Source organism: Bacillus infantis, assembly GCF_008180445.1.
Taxonomy (GTDB): Bacteria; Bacillota; Bacilli; order Bacillales; family Cytobacillaceae; genus Bacillus_AB; species Bacillus_AB infantis_B.
The window spans coordinates 170,449-192,985 of record NZ_VTER01000004.1; the positions used below are offsets into that span (position 1 = coordinate 170,449).

A 22,537-nucleotide genomic window follows, 5' to 3' on the forward strand; every position below is an offset into this window, starting at 1 on the left:
CCGCGTAAGCGGATCTCTTTATTTTCCCTTTTATGCTGTAAGCGGAAAAGAGCATTGGCCATTCATGATGCGCGAACATCTTACCTGCTGTTATGCCATTTAGATCACTGGGCCTTTTCTGCCACAAACCTGCGTATACGTTCTATAGCCTCTTCCAGTGATTCAAGCGAAGTTGCGTAGGAAAGGCGGATATTGTCCGGAGCACCGAATCCAGAACCGGGAATGACCGCTACCAGTGCTTCCTCAAGAAGCGCTTCGGCGAATGCATCTACATCTTTATAACCCGTCATTTCGGCTGCCTGCCTGGCATTCGGGAATAAATAAAATGCGCCCTGCGGCTTAATGCAGGTGAATCCCGGAATAGACACAAGCTTTCCGTAAATCTCTTCCAGCCTGCCTTCAAATGCCTGCCTCATTTCCTCGACCGGATCCTGTGTGCCGGCATAAGCGGCAATGGCGCCGTACTGGGAAGCAGTGGCCGGATTTGAAGTGCTGTGGCTCGCCAGGTCGGTCATTGCCTTGATGATCCTGCTGCCGCCCGCTGCATAGCCGATTCTCCAGCCTGTCATCGAATGCGATTTAGAAACACCATTCACGATGATGGTCTGCTCTTTTAATTCAGGTGACAGCTGCGCAATGGACACATGGCGGTTATTGCTGTATACAAGTTTCTCGTATATTTCATCAGATACGATCAGGATGCCTTTCTCAAGGCACACTTCCCCAAGCGCCTTCAGCTCTTCCTCCGTATAAAGCATTCCGGTCGGGTTGCTCGGAGAGTTGATGATGACTGCTTTGGTTTTCTCTGTAGCCGCATCCTTCAGCTGCTCTGGAGTGATTTTAAACCCATTTTCCTCAGAGCCCTCTGCATAAACAGGGACCCCGCCAGCCAGCTTCACCTGCTCAGGATAGCTGACCCAGTATGGCGTAGGGATGATGACCTCATCTCCCTCATCAAGAAGCACCTGGAACAGGGTGTACAGCACATGCTTAGCTCCGCTCCCGACAAAGGTTTCATTGATACTGTAGTCAAGCCCCTGGTCTTTTTTAAGCTTTGCAGCTATTTCGGCTCTCAGCGCAGGAAGACCTGCAGATGGAGTATATTTCGTGTTCCCCTCATTCATTGAAGCCAATGCAGCATCTATAATATGCTGCGGCGTGTTGAAGTCCGGCTCTCCGGCCCCCAGCCCAATTACATCGCGGCCCTGTGCTTTCAGTTCCTTTGCTTTAGCTGTTATCGCCAGCGTGGAAGAAGGCGTCAGCGCCTCCACCCTGCCTGCTAGCTTTATTATCATAGCTTGCGCCTCCATTTCATCCTCATCATAAATTTTCAATCCGCTTGAGCATTTCCCCAGTTTCGAAATGAATATAATAATAATTGATCAGGCCGCCATTAGAGCGGTAATACACTTCCCAGAGAGGAAAGCCCTTTTCCATCCCCAGCTTTGCAGAAACGATCTCTTTTGGCTGCTTTTCCCTTTTAACTATATCAATCGCTTCTTGTTTAGATATGCCGTCTTTTGCATTTTTGACAACCAGCTTCCCTTTTTTCTCAGGAACCCAGACAATGAGTTCTGTTCCTGCTTTATCCTGCCCCTGCAGGACGTAGAAGGTTTCCTGTCCGTGATAAAGGGTAAAACTGTCCATTCTCTCGAGTGCAGTTTCTTCTTTTGCCCTCTCAAACGCTTTTTCTGAAGCTGCTTTGACCGGCTCTGTTGAAGCAATATACACTTTAGCAGCTACCCCGATCAGAATGGCGGCCGCAATGATGCTGATGATGATCCATTTTTTCATATTATCACTCTGCTTTATGTACGATAAATGGTGAATACCGCTTTATTTTGATCTTCCTGGTCAAGTGCCAGGCCGAACATTAAATCTTTCTCTTTTAATGTTCTGTTCAAGGAATCGACGATTTTATACAAATCGGGGCTGTTGGTGATTTTTACAGTCGACAGCACTTCTATTTTGCTTTCCATTGTTCTGCTCCTCTCTCCGGACCTTTGACAAATATTGCAGCTGATAATACAGCCCGGACAGCTTATACTATCCATATAACAGGTCTTTGCCAATATTATAACAGGTGATGTTATCATCCGTTAACCAAAGATGCATGATTCACCAAAAATTTTCTTCTAGTCCACAACGTCTTTTAGCTGCGCAATCATGCGCAGCTTTTTTGTATATTCCTGTGTGCCTGCGCTTCCTATATGACATACAGGCTATCCTGCTTCACCCGGGGAAATCGTGATCACCTCATAATTCAAATCAGTGAACTTTATTGTGACCGTTCCATGGACCCCGGTGTAATACACATCTATCCATGCTTCATGCAGCATTTTAAAAAGATCTTCATCAGGCTTTACTTTCCTTGATTGGAAGATGACGGCTATCTGAGGATCAAGATGTTTGATCAGCTGCCCTGAGACCGAATTGCCCTGCCCGAAGCCTGGCATTTTCACTATATTTACATCCGAAAGGTTTTTTTTGAGAAGGGCCTTTTCTGCATCGAGGCTGCTGGAATTGAGCAGCAGCACCTTATGCTTCATAAGTGTAAGCTCCAGATCCATCCCTTCTTTCGGGTTTTCATTTTCGAACAGGACCTCTGCCTTCAAATTATGGAAAAGCTGCTGCTTTGTGCCCGCGCCCCATATATGGATATTCACCTCATCGAACTCTTCAAGCTCTTCCATCCGTTTCCGGGCCAGTCCCTGGCCTGCAACGAGCTGCTTAACACCGAATTCCCTTATGATGCTTCCGGCGTTCTCCATGGAGTTCGCATCTTCTTCTGTCATGATAATAGTCGATATTTGTTCCACATTATATAGTCCAAGAAGCCTTGAAAGCTCTTCTCCAGAGCCTTCACCGCCTGTATTAATAAGGATATTCTCCCCATCCGGATGCTGAATTAAGGCAGATTCTCCTTCCTGCAGGGAGAAAAACGTGATGGCCAGCTCATTCCGTTTAAGCTTTAAATCAATGCTTTTTACTTCTGCCGGCAGGGATGGAGATTCAACCGGGACATAGTACCAGCTTGTGAACAACATAAGAAAGGCGAATAGCATATTCATCCAGAATTCCTCCAATGCTATCCTTTAGAGTGTGTCATCCGAAAATTTTTATCCTCTTATCCCGGCATATTTTACCTTATTGCAGCCAATCTTCCACAAGGTCAACAATAGCATCCAGGGGGCTTACCTTAACTGGTATGCTTGGGATGGAATCAAGGAATGCCCTGCCATATGACGCTGTGACGATCCTCCGGTCAAATACAATAATTATTCCGCGGTCATTCTTTGTTCTGATCAGCCTCCCGACTCCTTGTTTGAAGCGAAGGACCGCTTCGGGGAGTACGTGCTCGGAGAAAGGCCGGCCTCCCCTGCTCTGAATCGCTTCCTTCCTTGCTTCCCCCAGAGGCTCATCCGGAGGAGAGAACGGCAGCCTGACCATCACGAGGCAGGAAAGATCTTCACCGGGAATGTCCACACCTTCCCAAAAGCTGCTTGTCCCAAAAAGAATGCTTTTGTCAAACCGCTGAAAGTTCCTTGTAAGCCTTGTCCTGCTTCCAGACGTGATTCCCTGGGCTATTAGGACATATTCCTCAAGAAAGCCGCTTTCCTTCACGAGCTCATAGGTCTTGCGGAGCATATCATGTGAGGTGAACAGAATCAGCATCCTCCCCTTCGCCGCTTCAGCCAGTGAGATGATATGCTCTGTGATCGCCGAAACATACTCCTCCTGAGGAACGGAATTGATTTCAGGCAAATCCGATGGTACGGCAAGCCTGACTTGTGAAGCATAGTCGAATGGGGACTCTATCAGTTCTGTCTGGCAGCTGAACCGGTCAAGGCCCAGTTCATCCATAATATAATCGAACGACTTGCCGACAGAAAGGGTTGCAGATGTAATAACAGCACTTTTCTTCTGATTGAAGAAGCCGTCCCTCAGATTTCCTGCGACAGTAATCGGCTGAGAGTAAACAGTCGTGGCGTTCTGCATTGCTCTGCCATCCAGCTCAACCCAGACAGCACAGGCTGTTTGCCCGTCAAATATGGTTTTCCTGATGCTTTCACGTACATCCCTCAGTTCGCCGATGCAGGCTGAAACCTCCTCCAGCAGCGCCTGATCACCCGGTGCAAGTTCGCCGGTTAAAGGCACTAGCAGCTGAAGCCTATCCTCCAGGGCCGAGATAAGGTCCAGAACCAAGAAAGAAAAGCGCTCTGCAGAAGCCTCCACCGCTTTTAAATCCCGCGGGGTTATATCTGTCAGCCTGAAGCTTATTTTGCTGGATGCATATTTCCTTGCTTTCAATTTCCTCTTTCCATAAATCCCTACCAGCTTGAAAAACTCATCCATCTCATACTGAAGATCAGCAACCAGCCTGTTAAGCTCAAAAGGATGAGCAGCACCGTCCATAGCGGCCCTGCCTTCAAGCAGCCGCTCGAGCCTATAGAGGAGCTGCTTTTGATCATAAAGCCCGATTCTTCCAAGCAGGAGACGGAGAGATAAATAATCGATTGAGAAGCCAAAATGCTTTCCAGCGGCCTTGCTGAACTGATGCCCTTCATCTATGACTGCATAATCGTATGAAGGGAAGATTTGATTTTCGCCTGAAAGACTGTTCAAAAGCATAGCATGATTGGTGATGATCAGATCAGCATTTTCTGCGCTCTTCCTTGCTCTATTATAGAAATCCCTTGATTTCCAGCCTGATTCGCTGATGAATTTGCTGTCCCCGTTTTGTATCTTATTCCAGAAAACAGCACCGCCGCTGGAAAGATTCAGTTCATCCACATCGCCTGTAGCTGTTTCAGTCAGCCAGACCAGTATTTGCATTTTTGTAAGTGTAGTATCGTAATTATCATCCGCTTCATTCAATGACTGCTCAAACCTTGCAAGGCTTAAATAATGCTTTCTGCCTTTTAAGAGCACAGCATTGGCAGGGGAGCCCAGAAGTTTTTCAAGCAGGGGCAGGTCTTTTGATAGCAGCTGCTCCTGAAGCTGGACAGTATAAGTGCTGATCAGCACCCTGGCTCCTTCCTGCCTGGCAAAAAAGATTGCCGGAAGCAGATAGCCGATTGTTTTCCCTGTGCCGGTGCCTGCTTCGACCAGGGTATGTTCGTTATTTAAAAAGGATTGATAGACGGCATCCATCATGGCAAGCTGGCCGGGGCGCAGTTCATAATCCGGAAATGCCTTTTTCAGCATATCCTCTTTTTCCCGGCTTCCTGCGGGATAAACAGGAGCCGGAAGGCGGCTTGATGCTGCTTCCAGAACCCCGCCTGCCTTTATGGCGATTCCGTTATGTATTTCTATCCCTTCAGGAAGTCTCTCCGCCGTCCCTTGCTTTTCTAGGAGGATATCCTCCAAAATGAGATCAAGGTCGCTTTTTAGCCCTCCTGAAAGCTTCAGAAGCTGTTTGATCGTTGTCAGGGGCAATTCCTCAAGGCGTTCCAGGAAGATGTGGAGCAGTTTTGCAGTGGCATAGGCATCGCTGTCAGCCTGGTGCGGCCTATCATGCATGATGCCTTCTTTGGCAGACAGATCTGACAATTTATAGCTGTCAGAACAGGGGAGAACCGTCCTTGCCAGCTCAACAGTATCGATGACCGGTCCATAAAAGCCCGGGAATCCTGCATCCAGAAGCTCTTCCTGCAGAAAGGAGAGGTCGAACAGGACATTATGCGCCACAAAATAGGCATCCTCCAATAGCTCCATCACTTTAGGTGCTATTTCCGCAAATAGGGGAGCATCGCTGACCATGCTGTCATCGAGCCCTGTCAGCTCCTCGATGAATGCCGGAATCTCCTTCCCGGGATTGAGCAGGCTGGAATATTGATCGATGATCTTTCCGCCTTCCATGACCACCGCAGCGAATTGAATGATTTTATCGCCCTTTTTGGCGCTATTTCCTGTAGTTTCCAAATCAACTACTACATATTTATTACTCATCGGTTACACCTCAAACATTCAGTCATTCAAACGGTATCACAAAAGCGGAAAATAAAAAAGGCAAACAGCCTTCCCCATCATTATTTTTCTTCCCATCAGCACGGGGTTTATTCAGGATTCTATGCCGGAGACGGGAAAATGCCGCCTGCGAAAAGGGCTGCATTGCCGTTTTGCAATGCAGCCCTTTCACTTTATAGTGGAGTATCATTCTTAAAGTATGGTTGAAGCCGGCTCAGCATGGAGCAGACCGGTTATGCTATTGCCTTCTCCCATAATGACTACCTTAGGTTTATGGGAATCTACTTTTTCCTCAGGGACAAGGGCATAAGATATAATGATGACTGTATCGCCGACCTGCACAAGCCTTGCTGCAGCCCCGTTCAGGCAGACGACGCCGCTTCCCCGTTCTCCCGGGATGATATATGTTTCGAATCTTGACCCGTTATTGTTATTGACAATCTGGACTTTCTCATTATCAGCCATTCCGGCCGCATCCAGCAGGTCTTTATCAATTGTAATGCTGCCCACATAATTAAGATTGGCTTCTGTCACCGTTGCGCGGTGGATCTTTCCATTCATCATGGTGCGGAACATGTTTTTTCCTCCGATCAGTTGTTAGACTGCAATGATTATATTATCTATCAGGCGTGCATGTTTGAATTTAACGGCAAGAGCGATGATGATTGTGCCTTCAGCTCTATCTGTCTCTTTTAAATCCGGCCAGGAAAGAATCTCGGCATAATCAATGCTCCCCGAGCTCTCGCCCGTTATCCTGCTGCGGATGAGTGATTTAAGCTGCTCTGCGTCCTTTGTTCCCTCCGCAATCATTCGGGCTGCATCTGACAGGCTCTCGTATAAAACCGGTGCTTCCTTCCGCTCTTCCGGAAGCAGCTTTACATTCCGGGAGCTTTTGGCAAGGCCGTCCGGCTCCCTTACCGTTTCTCCCCCTATTATCTTGACAGGGAAATTCAGATCATGTACAAGGCTCTCTATCACTGCAAGCTGCTGTGCATCTTTTTTGCCGAAATAAGCTTTATCCGGGGAAACGATATGAAATAATTTAGAGACAACCGTTGCTACACCAGCAAAATGGCCTGGCCTGGATTTTCCGCATAATACATCGGTCTTTCGGTTTACAATGACTGAAACAGAAGGGACTCCGCCAGGGTACATGTCTTCAGGTGCAGGGCTGAAAAGGTAATCGGCCCCTTCGGCTTCTGCCAGATGGGAATCCCGCTCAAAGTCCCGTGGATAAGAATCCAGATCCTCTGCCGGGCCAAATTGAAGCGGATTCACAAAGATGCTCAGAACCATCACATCATTTTCTTCCCTCGCCCGCTTCAGAAGGGAGAGGTGCCCTTCATGCAGATATCCCATCGTAGGCACAAACCCGATTGTACGGCCTGCCTTTTTTTCATCCAGCATGAGCTGCTGCATTTCACCTGGTGATGTAATGATCTTCATGATTTTCCTCCATAAAGTCCTGCCAGCTCTTCCTCTTTCATCGTATAGCTGTGCTCTCCAGCCGGGAAGATCCCTGCCTTCACTTCAGTGATATAGGCTTTCAGGCCCTTTTCCGCTTCTCCATCCATGTTTGCGTACCGTTTGACGAACTTCGCAATTCTTTCTGTCCCGTACGACAGCAAATCATGATAGACAAGGACCTGCCCATCAGTCCCTGCTCCTGCCCCGATTCCGATGACTGGAATTGTCAGGATAGATGAGATATCTTCAGCAAGCTGTTTTGGCACACATTCAAGCACAAGCGCAAAAGCACCCGCCTCTTCACACCTTTTAGCCTCGCAGATCAGCTTCCTGGCTGCTTCAGCATCTTTCCCCTGGACCTTATACCCTCCAAGAACCCCCACTGACTGGGGAGTAAGGCCAAGGTGGGCGCATACAGGGATGCCTGCTTTCGTTATGCTTCTTATTTTGTCAGCGACCTCTTCCCCGCCTTCAAGCTTCACTGCCATCGCGCCTGTTTCCTGTATCAGCCTGGCTGCATTCAAGAGGGTATCACGTTCAGGGAGATGATAGCTCATAAAGGGCATATCGATGACAATAAAAGTATTGGCCGCCCCTCTTTTTACCGCTTTCCCATGGTGAATCATATCTTCCATCGTCACCGGAATGGTCGATTCATATCCCAATACCGTCATGCCAAGCGAATCACCCACAAGGATCATATCCATTCCGGCTTTTTCTGCCTGCCTGGCTGCCGGATAATCATAGGCAGTCAGCATCGCGATCTTTTCGTTCTTTTCCTTCATCTTTGAAAAATCTGTAGTTTGCTTCATCCTTCTTCCTCCCATTCGCAAGTACAGGCCTGAAAAGACCTGCCTCAAGACTCAGAGGAGACAAAACAAGTGAACAAAAAGCCATATATAAAAAAGGATCCTTCAAAAATTGCAGAAGGATCCCGTCGCGTCTCGGCTTCATTATTCGTTTCATCCCTCTGTCCCGGTCCATATGCTGGATCTAGGCAGAAACTATTCAATATAAAATGATAAAAAGGTGCAGTTCATTATGATACTGCCCAGTTGAATTATATCAAAAATGAAAAAAGTTGGCTAATAAAATCATGAGTCCAGTTCAATATCAGCAGAGTAGACATGGTGTATCTCTCCTGCCTCATCTTCTATCCTCAGAACGCCTTCCTCGGTGATGCCCAGTGCTTTCCCGCTGATGCTGCCTGATATCGTCCTCGCAGTGATCTGCTTCCCAATGCTGACAGCATAGCTTTCCCAAAGGAGACGGATCGGATAGAAGCCTTTTTCCATATAAAGCATGTACAAATTTTCCAATTTCTGCAGGACGACCCTGACCAGCTCAGCCCTCGAGAGATTCCCGCCCTTTTCAATCGCCAGGGAAGTGGCTGTGCCCCTCAGCTCCTCCGGATAATCCTCAAGCTGCTGGTTCACATTGATGCCGATTCCGATAATGATCGAAAAAATGCGGTCGGCTTCCGCCTGCAATTCTGTCAGGATGCCAGTGACCTTCTTGCCTCCAATGAGAATATCATTGGGCCATTTGATCTGCGGGGAAAGGGCCGTGCATTCCTCAATGGACTGGACGACGGCAACCGCTGCAAGGAGAGTCAGCTGCGGAGCCCGCGGGAGCGGGATTTCCGGCCGGAGAATGACACTCATCCAAATTCCTGTATATTTCGGGGAATGCCATTTCCTGTCCATCCTCCCCCTCCCGTTAAGCTGTTCTTCCGCCACTACGATCGTGCCCTCGGGTGCTTCATCATAGGCGAGCCTGTGGGCGATTTTCTGTGTCGAATCCACACTTTCCTCATAATGGATTTCGGTGCCGAGCAGGCTGGTTTTCATGCCAAGGCGGATTTCATCGGCAGTCACCTTCTCTGTTGTCTTCACGATCCGGTAGCCTTTCCGTCTTACGGCTTCAAGCTCAAATCCATCGCGCCTCAACTCTTCAATATGCTTCCAGACTGCCGTCCTGGAGCAGCCGATCAGGTCTGCCAGATATTGGCCGGACAAATATTCCCCCTTGCTCTCCGTAAAGGCGGCAAGCAATTTTTTCCTCAGCTCTGATTGCACTCCAACCACCCCCTTATTTCCTCTTTTTTATTTGCCAGATGACCGGAGATAATGCTGTTTTCAACCTGGCCCAGCAATTCCTTCACCCAGGGCCCGCCCGGCTTATTGAACCATTGGATCAAGTCATTCCCGGTAACATCCAGCTCCTTTGTACTCCGTATCGGAAGTGAAGCATATAAACGGGCAGGAACTTCCTCATCCGCACTGTCATCCCCGGATGCCGAAAGAACTTTCTCTGCATTCCGGGCAGTCACTGCCCCCGCCTGATAAACCGATTCAAGTGTCCAGCTCTGCTTTGAGCGGTACTGAAGCCAATAAAGGATCTTGCCTATTTGCCTGATCTTTTTGACAGGCATTTTCCAGCTTCTCAAAAAGGATTCCGCGGTCTTGAAGTCATGGCCAAGACCTGCTGACAGCAGAGCCCATCTTTCCTCGGATAATAGCCCGCTGTCCAGCCTCCCGGCAAATGAAATCAACTCCTGCTCTTTCCCTGCCAAACCTGGGAGATGCTGTGAGAGGCCTGTGTCTGCCATAATTTTCAGCGCCATAAAGCTGTTTTCGCCCGCAAGCAGCTTTTCAAATTCTGCCTGCTTTCTTTCAACCGCAATCTTCTCAAGTAGATAAGCTTCAGAAACCAGTGCCTCATAAGTCTCTCGATCTATTCGGAATGAAAGCTGGCTGGCAAAACGCACGGCTCTCATCAACCTTAAAGCATCTTCGTAAAATCGCTCCAGCGGATTTCCAACAGTGGCAATCCTTTTGCTGCGGATATCCTCCTGACCCCCGAAAGGATCAATGATGCGGCCGTCCTTTGACATCGCCATGCTGTTCATCCTGAAGTCCCTGCGCTTAAGATCCTCATCGAGGGAACGGATGAAGTCCACCTTAGAGGGCCTGCGGAAATCTTCATAATCCGACTCAGACCGGAAAGTGGTGACTTCATAGCTATCCCCATCGTAAAGAACTACGACCGTCCCATGCTCTATACCGACATCCGCTGTTCTGGGGAAAATGCCTTTGATTTCCATCGGGGTGGCCGAAGTGGCTATGTCCACGTCGGAAATATCCTTGCCCAGCAGATGATCCCTGACAGATCCGCCTACAAAGTAAGCCTCATACCCGGCAGTTTCGATCTTTTCCAGTACAGGTGCCGCTTTTAGAAAAACCGGATTCATATTATCCCTCATTTAACATATCAAAATAAAGCCTCTCATACTCGCTGACTATTTGTTCGGCGCTGAACTTTTCCCTCGCAGTCTGTACTGCGCGATGTGAGAAGCTTGCGTGCTTATCCGCATCAGCCAGCAGGCCGGCCGCTTTTTCAGCCATGCCCCCTATATCCCCAAGCTTGCAGATATATCCTGTTTCGCCGTCTGAAATCACTTCCGGGATCCCGCCGATATCGGTCCCTATGCAGGGAACACCGCACGCCATAGCCTCAAGCGCCACCAGGCCAAAGCTTTCTTTTTCAGAAAGGAGGAGCATCAGGTCGCTGATGGAATAAAGCTCTTCCACTTTATCCTGCTTCCCAAGAAACAGTACCTTCTCCTTCAGTCCGAGCTCTTTGACCAGCTTGCATACATTGGACATTTCCGGGCCGTCGCCGACGAGGAGAAGCTTTGCAGGCATCTCCGACTCTATCCTGGCAAACACCTTTACAACATCCTGCACCCTTTTGACCGCACGGAAATTAGAGACGTGGATGACCGTTTTTTCATCTTCAGCTATTCCATATTCTTTTTTCAGATGATCAGAGTCCGTTTTCTGATACACTCTATGGTCTATGAAATTATAGACAGCCTGAATTTCTTTTTCAGGGTGTATCAATTCATTTGTTTGTGATATAAGAGATTTGGAAACAGCTGTCACCCTGTCAGACTTCTCGATCCCAAATCGGATGCTGTCTTTCAATGACGGCTCATATCCAAGGACGGTTATATCTGTGCCATGAAGCGTAGTGGCAATCTTTACATCGCGCCCGCTCATCTGCTTGGCAAGGATTGCACAAACGGCATGGGGAACAGCATAGTGTACATGCATGAGATCAAGCTTTTCTCTGTTAATCACCTCAGCCATTTTGCTGGCGAGCGCAATATCATAAGGCGGATACTGGAAAACAGAATACTGGCTCACTTCCACCTGGTGATAAAATATATTATGATACATCCGATTCAGCCTGAAAGGGAGGCTGGAAGAAATAAAATGTATTTCATGCCCTCTTTCGGCGAGGAGCTTTCCAAGCTCTGTAGCCACAACCCCTGATCCGCCGACTGTCGGATAGCAGGTAATCCCGATTTTCAATTTTCTTGTCATGCTTCTCCACCCAATAAATCTTTATGTATTAGTATCGGCTTTTTAGACAGGAAGCCTTCTGCGTATCCAACTCCCGCTTCTTTCCCATACAGCCTTTCCCTTGCTTCTACATTTTCGATATAGCCATTTACAAGCGGCGTGTCTGCTGATTCAGCCGTCCTGATAAACTGGCTTTCATACGCCCTGAGGCCCGCAAGCTTTTTGTCCATATAATCTGATACATCAATGACAAAATCAGGCTGATGGAAGCCGTTGATCATATAGAAATGAAGCCCGTTCACTTTATGCGGAGCTAATCCGCTTTCAGGGTCCGCCCTGCGGATGCCGGCCGAAAATGCGGCTTCTTCTACGATTTTGGCGCAGTTTCCATGGTCCGGATGCCTGTCTTCAAAATATGGCGCAAAAATGACAGCGGGCCTGTAAGTCCTGATCATCCTCGCGACAGCCGTAATAGCCTGTTCGTTCAGCAGCAGCCCCCGGTCTGGCAGCCCAAGGTTTTCCCTGATAGAAACACCCAGGATGCCGGCTGCCCTTTCCGCCTCTTTTTTCCTCGTTTCTACTGTGCCATTGGAGGAAAGCTCCGCACCAGTGAGGTCGCAGATGCCAATCTTTTTTCCTTCAGCTGCATACTTGGCAATCGTACCTCCCATCCCGATTTCAACATCATCGGAATGGGCGCCAAAGGCAAGGATATCCAATTTATCCTCTATCATAGAACCTCACCGTCTTCGCTCTTCACTATTTTCCTCCAGTCCAGGTCGCCTCTTTCCAGGCCCTTTACAAGCAGCTCGGCAGTACCCATATTGGTGGCCAGCGGGATTGAATATACATCACACAGGCGGACCAAAGCTGAAACATCCGGCTCATGGGGCTGTACAGTCAGCGGATCCCTGAAAAAGAAGACGAGGTCCATTTTCTTATTGGCAATCAGCGCCCCGATTTCCTGGTCCCCGCCGAGCGGTCCTGATTGAAAGCGGGTGATCGTAAGGCCTGTTGATTCCGTGATCCTTGAGCCGGTCGTCCCTGTCGCAAAAAGGGAGTGTCCCGCCAGAATATCTTTATAGGCTGTTGCAAAGCGGATGATGTCGTCTTTCTTTTTATCGTGGGCTATCAAAGCGATGTTCATCATTTTCCCTCCTTTTATTCCATAATATTTTCAAGTCCGTAGACAAACAGGTCTGCTTTCATCACTGTCTCTACAGCCAGCTTCACACCGGACATGAATGAGGCCCGGTTATAAGAGTCATGCCTGATCGACAGAGTCTGGCCATCTGAGCCGAACATCACCTGCTGATGGGCAATCAGGCCGGGAAGGCGGACTGAATGGATGCGCATCCCTTCGTAATCAGCACCCCTGGCCCCTGCCAGAGTTTCTTTTTCGTCTGGATGCCCCTGCACTTTGGATTCTCTGGCTTCAGCCATCATTTCTGCTGTTTTAACAGCTGTGCCTGACGGAGCATCAAGCTTCTGGTCATGATGCAGCTCGATGATCTCCACATCACTGAAATAGCGGGCTGCCATCTGCGAAAACTTCATCATAAGGACAGCACCAAGGGCGAAGTTTGGGGCGATGATGCATCCCAATTCTTTTTCCCGGCATGTTACTTCCAGCTCTTTCAGGTCCTCTTTGCTAAAACCGGTTGTCCCGACTACCGGCCTTACTCCATATGAAAGGGCAGTCCGTGCATGATGCATGCCTGCTTCCGGTGTCGTGAGGTCGATCAGAACATCAGCTTCTGTCTGCTCCAGACAATTGGCCAGGTCTGTATATATCGGCACATCGGCCCCTGTAAATCCATCAAGGTCACTGAGCATTTGCCCTTCGAATTTATGGTCTACAACCGCCTGAAGGGCAAAATGGCCGGTATTCAGCACAAGCTGAACCGCTTCCCTGCCCATTCGGCCGCGCGGCCCCGCAATCACAATTTTTATCTTATCCATCAGAATCTCTCCTACTCTTCAATTCTTGTCCAGCGGTCTTTATCCCGCGTATTAAATTTATTCATTACCCTGTCATGGGCTTCCTGCAGATCAATATTCAGTGAATTGGCAAAGCAGATAAGCACAAAAAGCATATCCCCAAGCTCATTTTCAATGGTATTGTCTTCTTCCGTCGCTTTCTTCGGCTTTTCCCCGTAATGGTGATTCACTTCCCTGGAGAGTTCACCCAGCTCTTCCGTCATCCGTGCCAGCATGGCAAGAGGGCTGAAATATCCTTCTTTAAATTGGCTTATGTATTGATCAACCTCAGCCTGGAGGTCTTTCATCGTTTTATGATTGGATTCCATCTGGATTAGCCACCTCAACTTCCGCCTTCCTGAGCCTTTTGCATAAAGCAGCAAATTAGGCTTATCTTATAGAGAATGGATGCTTTTTCTCTATCATGTTAGCCTAATGGAACAGCTTTTTACAAATATTTTTAACCGCCCGGCAGCTGCTGTTCTGTCCGGCTCATTATTGCTCTGTCTTCTTTTATTTTATATAATCTTATGGTGATAAAAACAGGAAAAGAGGGAAAAAACGTGCAAAACGGATTAAAAATCAAGAATATATTGTTCATCCTGCTCGGTTCAGCAATCTTTTCTTTTGGAATTGTTCATTTCAATATGCAGAATAACTTGGCCGAAGGCGGTTTCACCGGCATCACCCTGCTCCTTTTTTTCCTATTTAAATGGGATCCCTCCTATACGAACTTATTGTTAAATATACCATTATTCTTTATAGGCTGGAAATTGCTCGGCAGGAATTCCTTTTATTACACCATGATCGGCACCTTCAGTGTTTCCCTGTTTCTGTGGATTTTTCAGCGCTATCAGATTGACATGCCGCTGAAGGAAGACCTTACTCTTGCGGCTCTTTTTGCCGGTGTTTTCATCGGCATTGGCCTTGGAATCATTTTCCGTTTCGGCGGAACAACCGGCGGAGTCGATATCATAGCAAGGCTGGCCCATAAATATATCGGCTGGAGCATGGGAAAAACAATGTTCCTTTTCGATGCCTGCGTCATTACATTATCGCTCATTTTCTATCTGACGTACCAGGAAGCCATGTACACACTTGTTGCCGTGTTCGTAGGTGCCCGGGTGATCGATTTTATGCAGGAAGGCGCCTACGCCGCAAGAGGTGCCATGATCATTTCCGACCAGAACGAAGCCATCGCCGGCAGGATTTTGAAGGAAATGGACCGTGGGGTGACGGTACTGAAGGGGCACGGCTCCTTCACCAAACAGGATCGGGAAGTCCTTTACTGCGTAGTCGGCAAAAATGAAATCGTGCGGCTGAAAAGCGTCATCACCTCCGTCGATCCGCATGCCTTTGTCACAGTAAGCGTCGTTCACGATGTGCTCGGCGAAGGATTCACCCTGGATGAAAATAAGAAGCCGATTGAGCAATAGAAAGCAAATGGCGCTTGTTCATAATAAGAAATAAAGAAACCAGCCGGAATGGCTGGTTTCTTCATTTCTTAATCCTGCCTCTGCATGCCTGTGAAGATCATGATCAGGCGCAATAGCTCCAGAACCGCAACAGCTGCGGCAGCTACATAGGTCAGGGCAGCAGCGTTGAGGACTTTCTTCGTTTCCCTTTCCTCATCATTGCGGATAACACCAAGTGAGACGACCTGATCCATTGCTCTGTTAGAAGCATTGAACTCGACCGGGAGGGTAACCACCTGGAAGAGGACGGCCACGGCCATGAAAATGATTCCCAAAAGGAGAAGGCCGCTCAGCTCAGCAAAAATCCCTACCATGATCAGCACCCAGGAAAAATTAGAACCAATGCTCGCGATCGGCACCAGCGAATGGCGGACCCGGAGGAATGCATAATCCTGCTGGTCCTGCATGGCATGGCCGACCTCATGGGCAGCTATTGCTGCTGCAGCGACGGAATGGCCATGGAAATTCTGCGAGGACAGCCTTACCGTTTTTGAACGGGGATCATAATGGTCTGTCAGATGTCCCCTCGTTTCCTCAACATTTACATTATGCAATCCGTTGGAATCCAGGATCCTTCTGGCAACCTCGGCACCTCTCATATGTGAAGAGGCTGGTACCCTTGAATATTTGTTATAGGTGCCTTTTACCTTGAACTGCGCCCAAATCGGCACGAGGATGATGATCGCAAAGTATATCAGGAAATCCATGTTATTCCTCCCATTCATCTTTGCTGTAATTTAATCTATTGTATTTTTTCTGGTGAATGGTGTCAATTTTTCAGCTCTCTTTTTCTGCTCTTCTCTTTGTCCTGGTCTCCCTTATATTTTCTCCAGCCGACATAAGATAATGTAAGGATGATGATGCTTCCTGTAGAAATAATGACCCACCAAAGCGAAGGATCGGCCTCATCGTCAGTCATTTCATCAAAAAGCGAAGATAAATCTGCCTCGAGGGCATCCAATTCCTGCTGGCTCGAGGTCTGGCTCACCACCTGAGGCCTGTAATGGTCTATGAAATTGACCCTGGTATCCAGCTGCTGAAGCCTGTCTGCCTTGAGGTCCACTTTAAGGGCAGGGTAAATGACGCTGTATAAGGTCAAAAAGGAATTCAGGCTTGAATGGAAGGCCTCACTGTCGCCTGCATGGGCAGCCTCCTTCATCCCCCCGAACACATCCATGATCGGATCCTCCATTTCCGTCCACAAAGGCTGCCTGCTGGAGGTGATTGCATCTATAACCAGCCTGAATCTTGTTACCCTGTTCATCCGCTCTTTATGGTTCATATCGATGCTCGCCGCTGCTTCCACTGCTTCATCATGCGCATTGGAAACGATTCTCAGCTCATCCATATTGAACGGCCTTGCCTGTACATTCCCGGAAAGAAACTGATCCGAAAAATAATCCAGAATCTTTTTTGCCTCTTCATACTTTTGTATTTTGACCATCTGAAGAGCTTCATCAGAGAGCAGATCAAGTTTGTCCATCGAAGAGGAAGGCTGCTCTGCATATGCATATATGGAAAAAGGCATTAAAAGATAGATCAAAAACATGGATACAGCAATTTTTGCTTTCAATATTGTCCCCCCCTGCAATTACTATTAAAAATGTATGAGAGGTTGGACAAGGTTAGACCAAAAGTTCGCTCGGCAGGGATCAATTTTAGAGATGACTTTGTTTAAACATTGCTGCAGATTGTTCGCCATTCAGCCGGATATTCATCACAGTTGAAAGGGGGTATGAGACTGAGTTTAACACCCAAGAACTTAAATCAGCATGAAACACTAACAAAGCCCATGAAAAAAGGCCCCCAATAAGGAAGCCTACTCAATCGACAGCTTTGTGCGGCCGGGCCTGATAGAGAACCAGTACACAAGGAATAGGGAGAATATACTCAGCCAAAAAGTAAAATAGCCAATCTCCGGTGTATATAAGTTCAGCACAAGATAGCGTGGGAGCATGAAGAATACATAGTCGATTACATCATTATGGAGTGTCCATACAGCAGCAATAATTAAATGAATCCACTTGATCCTGTAAAAGGGTGAATATAAGATCCCCTGGACTGCCATAGCGGCATGGGATCCGATCAGCATCAACGCAATAGGATCAAGTTCGCCTGTCACTTTATAAACAAGCAGATTCATAACGACTGCCCAGACACCGTATTTAAAAAGCGTCACGGCCGCCAGAGCCTCTAAAAGGGGCCAGTTCCTTCGCATCAGGAAGGCAGCAAGGACAAAACAAAAAAACAGGCTGGCCGTCGGACTATCAGGAACAAACGCCAAAAAGTGCGGAGGCGTATCCTTCAGCTGCCACCCGTACCAGTAATACCCATACACCGTTCCGGCAATATTGACCACAAGGAGCAGCCATAATACCGAGCGGTTCCCCAAAATAGGATAAATCCACTTCATACCATACCCTCTTCTCTCTATCATTATGGCTATATTTTATCACAGAGGAAAATAAAGGGGGAACTTTCCGCTATAACGTGCTTCAGCTGGCTTAGACTGGCCATGATCGCGATTCGCCAGATTAGTGTGCCTGCAGATGTATTTTCCCCTTAACAGCAGGATAATAGACAAAGACTATTGTTTCTAAATGGCTGTTTAATATTGCCAAATAAAAGAAAAAGAAGCCGGCAATACGCCGGCTTCTGTTCTTTTATTTACTTTCAATACTTGAAATGAATTCAGAAAGCTTTTGAAGCTCTTCATCAGTGCCTTTGAAGATACCAGGAGGCATAGCTCCCACACCTTCTTTGGCGATTTTCGCTACTTCTTCAGGAGAAAGTCCTGTATCGATCAGGGCCGGAGCACCAGCTCCTCCTGCCAATTCACCGCCATGGCAGCTGATGCAGCCTTGCGCTTCATAAATTTTATAGCCTTCTGCTTCTTTATCAATCTCCGCTTCAGCAACGATCTTACCTTGCTGCTCTGCAGCTTCCCAGTCGTGGTTGGCTACAGATTCCCAAGTAAGATAGAAGATGCCGGCAATCGCAAGCAGCATGAAACCAGTTGCGAGAGGGCGCTTAGATGGGCGCCTTTCAGGGCCGCGGTCGATGAATGGAGCAAGCATCAGCGCACCGAAAGCCAGTCCGGGAATGATAAACGCCCCGATGACGTTATATGGGCCTGAAGCATATGTGTACTTTAATAGTTGGTATAAGAACAAGAAATACCAGTCTGGAAGCGGAATATATGCTGTATCGCTCGGATCTGCTATTTTTTCAAGCGGAGACGGGTGAGCGATGGTCAAACATAGATATCCGATCAGGAAAACGGCGCCGACCATCCATTCCTTCAATAGGAAGTTGGGCCAGAATGCTTCCGTTTTGCCAGGGTACTCCGAGTAGTCTTTCGGAATATTCGGTTTACGGTTTACAGGGACACGGGAGTCGCCTACAAACTTCATACCTTTTCCACGATGCATTGAGCATTCCCCTCCTTTTCAGTTAGCAGTATTGAAGTTGAATTTTACAACGGTCCAGAAATACCCTGCTTACGGATCATCAGGAAGTGGGCACCCATCAGTCCAAGGAGAGCTCCAGGCAGGAAGAATACATGGATCGCAAAGAATCGTGTGATCGTCTGGGCTCCGACTATGTCAGTGCTTCCAGCCATCAGCGCTTTCAGCTGCTGACCGATCAACGGTGTTGATTCAACAATTTGAATGGTAACTTTTGTAGCAAATAACGCTTTCATATCCCAAGGAAGAAGATAGCCTGTCAGGCCGAGCGCCAGCATAACGAAGAAAATAAGCACTCCGACAACCCAGTTCAGCTCGCGAGGCTTCTTGTATGCCCCTTGGAAGAAAACACGTAACGTATGTAGGAACATCATTACGATGACCAGGCTCGCACCCCAGTGGTGCATACCGCGGACAATCTGCCCGAAAGCAACCTGATTTTGCAGATAATAGACAGATTCCCAGGCATTCTTAATATCCGGCACATAATACATTGTAAGGAACATACCGGATAAAATCTGGATCACTGTGATGAAGAAGGTCAATCCGCCAAAGCAGTAAACGAAAGCCGAAAAGTGATGGGCAGGGTTTACGTGCTCAGGTACTTCATGGTCTGCAATATCCCGCCACAAAGGCGTAATATCCAAACGCTCGTCGACCCAGTCATAAATTTTGTTTAACACTTATTACGCCCCCTTTCGCGGTTCTGCTTTTCCTAATAATAGGAAACCATCTTTTTCTTTTGTAGGATACACGTCCAGCGGTGCAGCAGGAGGTGTTCCAGGCACGTTTGTTCCATCCTTCGTATAAAGCCCGCCATGACATGGGCAGTAGAAGTGGTCTGGATTTGCCTTGTCTTTGTTCCAGTCAACAACGCAGCCTAAATGCTTACAGATAGGAGATAAGGCAACGATCTCCCCGTTTTCATCCTTATAAACCCACGCGGTGTTCGATACCTCTGAAGTATACCAGGCATCCTGCTGCTCGAATTTAAAGTCGACCCGAGTAGGTTCAGCAGTGATTTCGCTTACTTTTTGCGGTGTCGGAATGAAGTCTCCTCCCTCGCTGGCTTTCAGTATAGGATCCACGGCAAAACGGACCATCGGCATCAGCATGCCGGCCGCCATGAAACCGCCTACACCAGTAAGTGTATAGTTCAGGAATTGACGTCTTGAAACACGATGTTTGCTCATACATTTCCCCCCTCTATCATGAAATCAAGTCCAACGGACAAAATTCAACACAATATAAAACTAGGACATAACAATGATATATCAATCTTTAGGCAAGGTCAATAAAATCTGTAGGCAAACCGGCTGTTCACAGCGGTTTTTCAGGAATTATTCACCAGCCTGCCATTTTTGTACAAATAAATTCAGCAGCTGCTTGACCTGGTCCTCCAAAACAGAGTTTCTGTATGTTTCGTCCATATGCTCCAACGGCAGGGATGGCAGCCAGAGCAGAGATCCCCCAAGCTTCCCTTCAGCCAGTTTCCACCCGCTGTCCGAGGTCAGATAGAACACATGCCTGAAGCCGCTTTCCAGGATAGCGGACTCCCATTTCTTCAGCTCTTCGAGATGCTCATCAAGGGCTGTGTCAGATTTAAGGTAGGAAAAGCCCGGCAGCATCAAAAGCCTTCCTTTGAACTGCCTTTCCATCTGATAAGAAAGCAATGTGACAAATTCGGCCATCGAGGCAGCCTGCTTCATATCCCCTGTGAATGTGACGGGCAAAAGGGGGATGACAGCTGTGTCGACATATTCTTTTGATTTTAAATACATTTCAATATCCTGCGGAATCCACTTCATTATCACCACTCCAAATCGTATAGCTTGCCTCATTATTTTACCATAACTTCCTGCTGCTGCCGAAAGCAATGCTGAAGGGGCATCCGCCCGGATGCCCCTTCACCAGTCCAGCTATTCTATTTATGCTTTCACCATAATCATTTTCAGCTTTTCAGTGAGCTGTTTGAATGTTTCTTTATCGCCTTTGTCCAGTGATTCATCAATCATCCTCATCAATTTTTCCCTTTGGAATTTAGCCAGGCTTTCGGAAAGGAAGCGTTCTGCGATCAGCCGGTCCTTCTCGCTTACCTGAAGGGTCTTCGGCATAAAAGGATTTTCCTCAAGTACAGCCGCATACTGATGGGCTTTGTTGGAGGCATGAAAATTGAGCTGAATGAAGATATCTTCGTCCCTGTTCAGCCTGATATCATGGAATGATTTCTCGGCATCAGTTGTCATGACATTCTCTTTGTAAAAACGGAAAGGAACTTCGTCAACGCAATGAGTTGACATCACGAGGCCTCTTGGGCAATATTGTGCTTGCTCCACAAAATGCACCCGTTCCATAAGCTGGTCATGACTCATCAAATAATTTAAAATCCAAACGCATTCGCGCCGTTTCAATTGATAATGGTTTAAGAACCAGCGGATAAAATCTTTTTTCTCGCTGACAGATACAGGGGTCGCCACCATTTGTTCCCTCCTCTGCTTGCAACTGAATTTTTGTTAGTGCCTTTTCTTACATCAGATCGCCGCTGAGCCTCTGGACGATATCGAGATATTCTTCGTTGCTCGGATCCTGCTCAAGCAGTTTCTTAAAAATTTCGGCAGCCTCTGCCCATTTTCCTTCCTCCATCAGAAAATATCCATAGTCTGACAGAAAGTCTGACTGTTCTTTAAAATAAGTATATGCTTGCTGGTATTTGTTTAATGCCAGGGAATATTCTTCTAGCTCCTGAAGGGCAGAAGCCGCATCCCAAAGGAATTGGGGCTCTTCTTCCTCCTGCGCTTCCATCGTGTCCACAATGTCAAGGACATCACGGTACCGTTCCTGCTTGATGAAAAGCTTGTTCAGTGTCAAAGCCGCCTCGGTGAACTCAGGATCCAGGACAAGTGCCATACGCAGCATGTCCTCTGCCTCGTTTTCGCGTGCAAGCTTTAAAGCAAGTCTTCCGCCATAGAAAAATAGATCCTTATTGAACTCATCATGCTTGATTCCTTCCTGGACAGCCTCAAAGCTGTTTTCGAGCTCTTCTTCACGCTCATAGGCGCGTGCGAGGTGCAGATATAGGGAATGGTATTCAGGATCAAGCTCCTTCACTTCTTTGAACTTTTCAATAGCAGTCCTGTTGATCCCAGCCTGCAGGGCAGTGAATGCGTAGCTGAAAAGGGTATTGATCTCAAGACGCGCTTCGAGTGCCTTTTCATAGAACGGGATCGCTTCCTCAAATGCCCCGCCGGCACTGAGTGCCTCGGCCATCCTCTGATTCACATTTGTTCCGGCGATTTCCCGGCTCGTTTCAAGAACCTTTTCATAAGACTTGATTGCTTCTATAAATTTCCCTTGCTCCAAATATAATTCACCAAGGGCAAAATCGATGATGACCTCTTCGTCCAGAATGGACTTAGCTTTTAAAAGCTTCTGCTCGCTCACCTCATACAAGCCTTCCATCTGGTACAGATCCGCTAAAAGGAGCAGTGCCTGCGGGTAGCTTGGATCCTTCTCTGAAATCCTCTCGAGGACCAGCATCGCTTCCACTTCATTGGCCAGATCAATATGAAGCTCAGCCAGTAGGACAAGCAGTTCGCCTTCATCCGGATAAGATTCGAGCAGCCTTTCAATCAAAGCCTTTGATTCCTCAAGCAATCCCAGCTGGAACAATTCCTCCCCCAGCACAAATCTCTCCTCATGTGAACCCTTGTCCAGGATCTGTGCATAGTCCCTCAGTGCTTCTTCATGCTGTCCATTTTCTAATAGCGATATGATTTTATTAACTTTGTCCATTGTAATATCCTTTCAT

Annotated in this window: 25 protein-coding genes; 1 reads left to right on the forward strand and 24 read right to left on the reverse strand. The window is 47.6% G+C overall.

All coding sequences use genetic code 11. From position 1 onward, the window contains the following. Positions 1–104: 104 nt before the first annotated feature. From FZD51_RS08650 to FZD51_RS08720, 15 genes are all read right to left on the reverse strand, one after another. Positions 105–1,289 carry a pyridoxal phosphate-dependent aminotransferase gene (locus FZD51_RS08650; protein ID WP_148974573.1) on the reverse strand — a complete coding sequence of 395 codons (1,185 nt, stop codon included), beginning with the start codon at positions 1,287–1,289 and terminating at the stop codon, positions 105–107. Positions 1,290–1,320: 31 nt separating this feature from the next. Further along, a complete protein-coding gene (locus tag FZD51_RS08655; protein ID WP_148974413.1) occupies positions 1,321–1,794 on the reverse strand; it encodes a cell wall elongation regulator TseB-like domain-containing protein in 474 nt (157 codons plus the stop codon). Between the two features lie 14 nt (positions 1,795–1,808). Then, on the reverse strand, positions 1,809–1,979 hold the full coding sequence (locus tag FZD51_RS08660) for a YpmA family protein (protein ID WP_009791259.1): 171 nt from the start codon (positions 1,977–1,979) through the stop codon (positions 1,809–1,811). A 243-nt stretch (positions 1,980–2,222) separates the two neighbouring features. After that, positions 2,223–3,071 carry a ComEC/Rec2 family competence protein gene (locus FZD51_RS08665; RefSeq protein WP_262380825.1) on the reverse strand — a complete coding sequence of 283 codons (849 nt, stop codon included), beginning with the start codon at positions 3,069–3,071 and terminating at the stop codon, positions 2,223–2,225. A gap of 76 nt (positions 3,072–3,147) precedes the next feature. Further along, a complete protein-coding gene (gene dinG, locus FZD51_RS08670; RefSeq protein ID WP_148974415.1) occupies positions 3,148–5,952 on the reverse strand; it encodes an ATP-dependent DNA helicase DinG in 2,805 nt (934 codons plus the stop codon). 210 nt (positions 5,953–6,162) lie between these two features. Further along, on the reverse strand, positions 6,163–6,546 hold the full coding sequence (panD, locus tag FZD51_RS08675) for an aspartate 1-decarboxylase (protein ID WP_148974416.1): 384 nt from the start codon (positions 6,544–6,546) through the stop codon (positions 6,163–6,165). Between the two features lie 21 nt (positions 6,547–6,567). Beyond that, positions 6,568–7,416, reverse strand: coding sequence for a pantoate--beta-alanine ligase (panC, locus tag FZD51_RS08680; protein WP_148974417.1), 849 nt, complete (start codon positions 7,414–7,416; stop codon positions 6,568–6,570). Continuing rightward, positions 7,413–8,249 (reverse strand): 3-methyl-2-oxobutanoate hydroxymethyltransferase, encoded by an 837-nt coding sequence (gene panB / locus FZD51_RS08685; protein ID WP_148974418.1) that lies wholly within the window; start codon positions 8,247–8,249, stop codon positions 7,413–7,415. Before panB ends, panC begins: the two co-directional genes overlap by 4 nt. 282 nt (positions 8,250–8,531) lie before the next feature. Then, the gene (locus FZD51_RS08690) at positions 8,532–9,515 is read right to left on the reverse strand and encodes a biotin--[acetyl-CoA-carboxylase] ligase (RefSeq protein ID WP_148974419.1); all 984 of its coding nucleotides are present in this window, start codon (positions 9,513–9,515) and stop codon (positions 8,532–8,534) included. Beyond that, the gene (locus FZD51_RS08695; protein WP_148974420.1) at positions 9,500–10,690 is read right to left on the reverse strand and encodes a CCA tRNA nucleotidyltransferase; all 1,191 of its coding nucleotides are present in this window, start codon (positions 10,688–10,690) and stop codon (positions 9,500–9,502) included. Before FZD51_RS08695 ends, FZD51_RS08690 begins: the two co-directional genes overlap by 16 nt. A gap of 1 nt (position 10,691) precedes the next feature. Continuing rightward, the gene (gene bshA, locus FZD51_RS08700) at positions 10,692–11,828 is read right to left on the reverse strand and encodes an N-acetyl-alpha-D-glucosaminyl L-malate synthase BshA (protein ID WP_148974421.1); all 1,137 of its coding nucleotides are present in this window, start codon (positions 11,826–11,828) and stop codon (positions 10,692–10,694) included. Further along, positions 11,825–12,541 (reverse strand): bacillithiol biosynthesis deacetylase BshB1, encoded by a 717-nt coding sequence (bshB1, locus tag FZD51_RS08705; RefSeq protein WP_148974422.1) that lies wholly within the window; start codon positions 12,539–12,541, stop codon positions 11,825–11,827. The genes bshA and bshB1 overlap by 4 nt, the downstream gene beginning before the upstream one ends. Next, positions 12,538–12,954: a methylglyoxal synthase gene (mgsA, locus tag FZD51_RS08710; RefSeq protein WP_148974574.1), complete on the reverse strand. Its 417-nt coding sequence runs from the start codon at positions 12,952–12,954 to the stop codon at positions 12,538–12,540. The genes bshB1 and mgsA overlap by 4 nt, the downstream gene beginning before the upstream one ends. Before the next feature lie 14 nt (positions 12,955–12,968). Then, the gene (dapB, locus tag FZD51_RS08715) at positions 12,969–13,769 is read right to left on the reverse strand and encodes a 4-hydroxy-tetrahydrodipicolinate reductase (protein ID WP_148974423.1); all 801 of its coding nucleotides are present in this window, start codon (positions 13,767–13,769) and stop codon (positions 12,969–12,971) included. An 11-nt stretch (positions 13,770–13,780) separates the two neighbouring features. Then, positions 13,781–14,116, reverse strand: a complete 336-nt coding sequence (locus tag FZD51_RS08720) for a nucleotide pyrophosphohydrolase (RefSeq protein WP_148974575.1) — start codon at positions 14,114–14,116, stop codon at positions 13,781–13,783. A 234-nt stretch (positions 14,117–14,350) separates the two neighbouring features. Here FZD51_RS08720 and FZD51_RS08725 point away from each other — a divergent pair, with 234 nt between their 5' ends. Further along, positions 14,351–15,223, forward strand: coding sequence for a YitT family protein (locus FZD51_RS08725; protein ID WP_148974424.1), 873 nt, complete (start codon positions 14,351–14,353; stop codon positions 15,221–15,223). Positions 15,224–15,291: 68 nt separating this feature from the next. On the opposite strand, the gene FZD51_RS08730 is transcribed toward FZD51_RS08725, so the two are convergent. From FZD51_RS08730 to FZD51_RS08770, 9 genes are all read right to left on the reverse strand, one after another. Continuing rightward, complete coding sequence (locus FZD51_RS08730; RefSeq protein WP_148974425.1) at positions 15,292–15,969, reverse strand: zinc metallopeptidase; 678 nt, start codon at positions 15,967–15,969, stop codon at positions 15,292–15,294. A gap of 62 nt (positions 15,970–16,031) precedes the next feature. Next, on the reverse strand, positions 16,032–16,835 hold the full coding sequence (gene ypjB, locus FZD51_RS08735) for a sporulation protein YpjB (RefSeq protein WP_148974426.1): 804 nt from the start codon (positions 16,833–16,835) through the stop codon (positions 16,032–16,034). A gap of 246 nt (positions 16,836–17,081) precedes the next feature. Then, a complete protein-coding gene (gene lhaT / locus FZD51_RS08740) occupies positions 17,082–17,675 on the reverse strand; it encodes a lipoprotein heptaprenylglyceryl N-acetyltransferase LhaT (RefSeq protein WP_148974427.1) in 594 nt (197 codons plus the stop codon). Between the two features lie 250 nt (positions 17,676–17,925). After that, positions 17,926–18,693: a menaquinol-cytochrome c reductase cytochrome b/c subunit gene (locus FZD51_RS08745; RefSeq protein WP_148974428.1), complete on the reverse strand. Its 768-nt coding sequence runs from the start codon at positions 18,691–18,693 to the stop codon at positions 17,926–17,928. Positions 18,694–18,737: 44 nt separating this feature from the next. Continuing rightward, complete coding sequence (gene qcrB, locus FZD51_RS08750; protein ID WP_009791280.1) at positions 18,738–19,412, reverse strand: menaquinol-cytochrome c reductase cytochrome b subunit; 675 nt, start codon at positions 19,410–19,412, stop codon at positions 18,738–18,740. Positions 19,413–19,415: 3 nt separating this feature from the next. Further along, the gene (locus FZD51_RS08755; RefSeq protein WP_022544136.1) at positions 19,416–19,922 is read right to left on the reverse strand and encodes a QcrA and Rieske domain-containing protein; all 507 of its coding nucleotides are present in this window, start codon (positions 19,920–19,922) and stop codon (positions 19,416–19,418) included. A 147-nt stretch (positions 19,923–20,069) separates the two neighbouring features. Next, on the reverse strand, positions 20,070–20,537 hold the full coding sequence (locus FZD51_RS08760) for a YpiF family protein (protein WP_148974429.1): 468 nt from the start codon (positions 20,535–20,537) through the stop codon (positions 20,070–20,072). 120 nt (positions 20,538–20,657) lie between these two features. Further along, entirely contained in the window at positions 20,658–21,206 is a 549-nt protein-coding gene (locus tag FZD51_RS08765; protein ID WP_148974576.1) for a ReoY family proteolytic degradation factor, read from the reverse strand. Between the two features lie 49 nt (positions 21,207–21,255). Further along, positions 21,256–22,521, reverse strand: coding sequence for a tetratricopeptide repeat protein (locus tag FZD51_RS08770; protein WP_148974430.1), 1,266 nt, complete (start codon positions 22,519–22,521; stop codon positions 21,256–21,258). Positions 22,522–22,537: the final 16 nt, after the last annotated feature.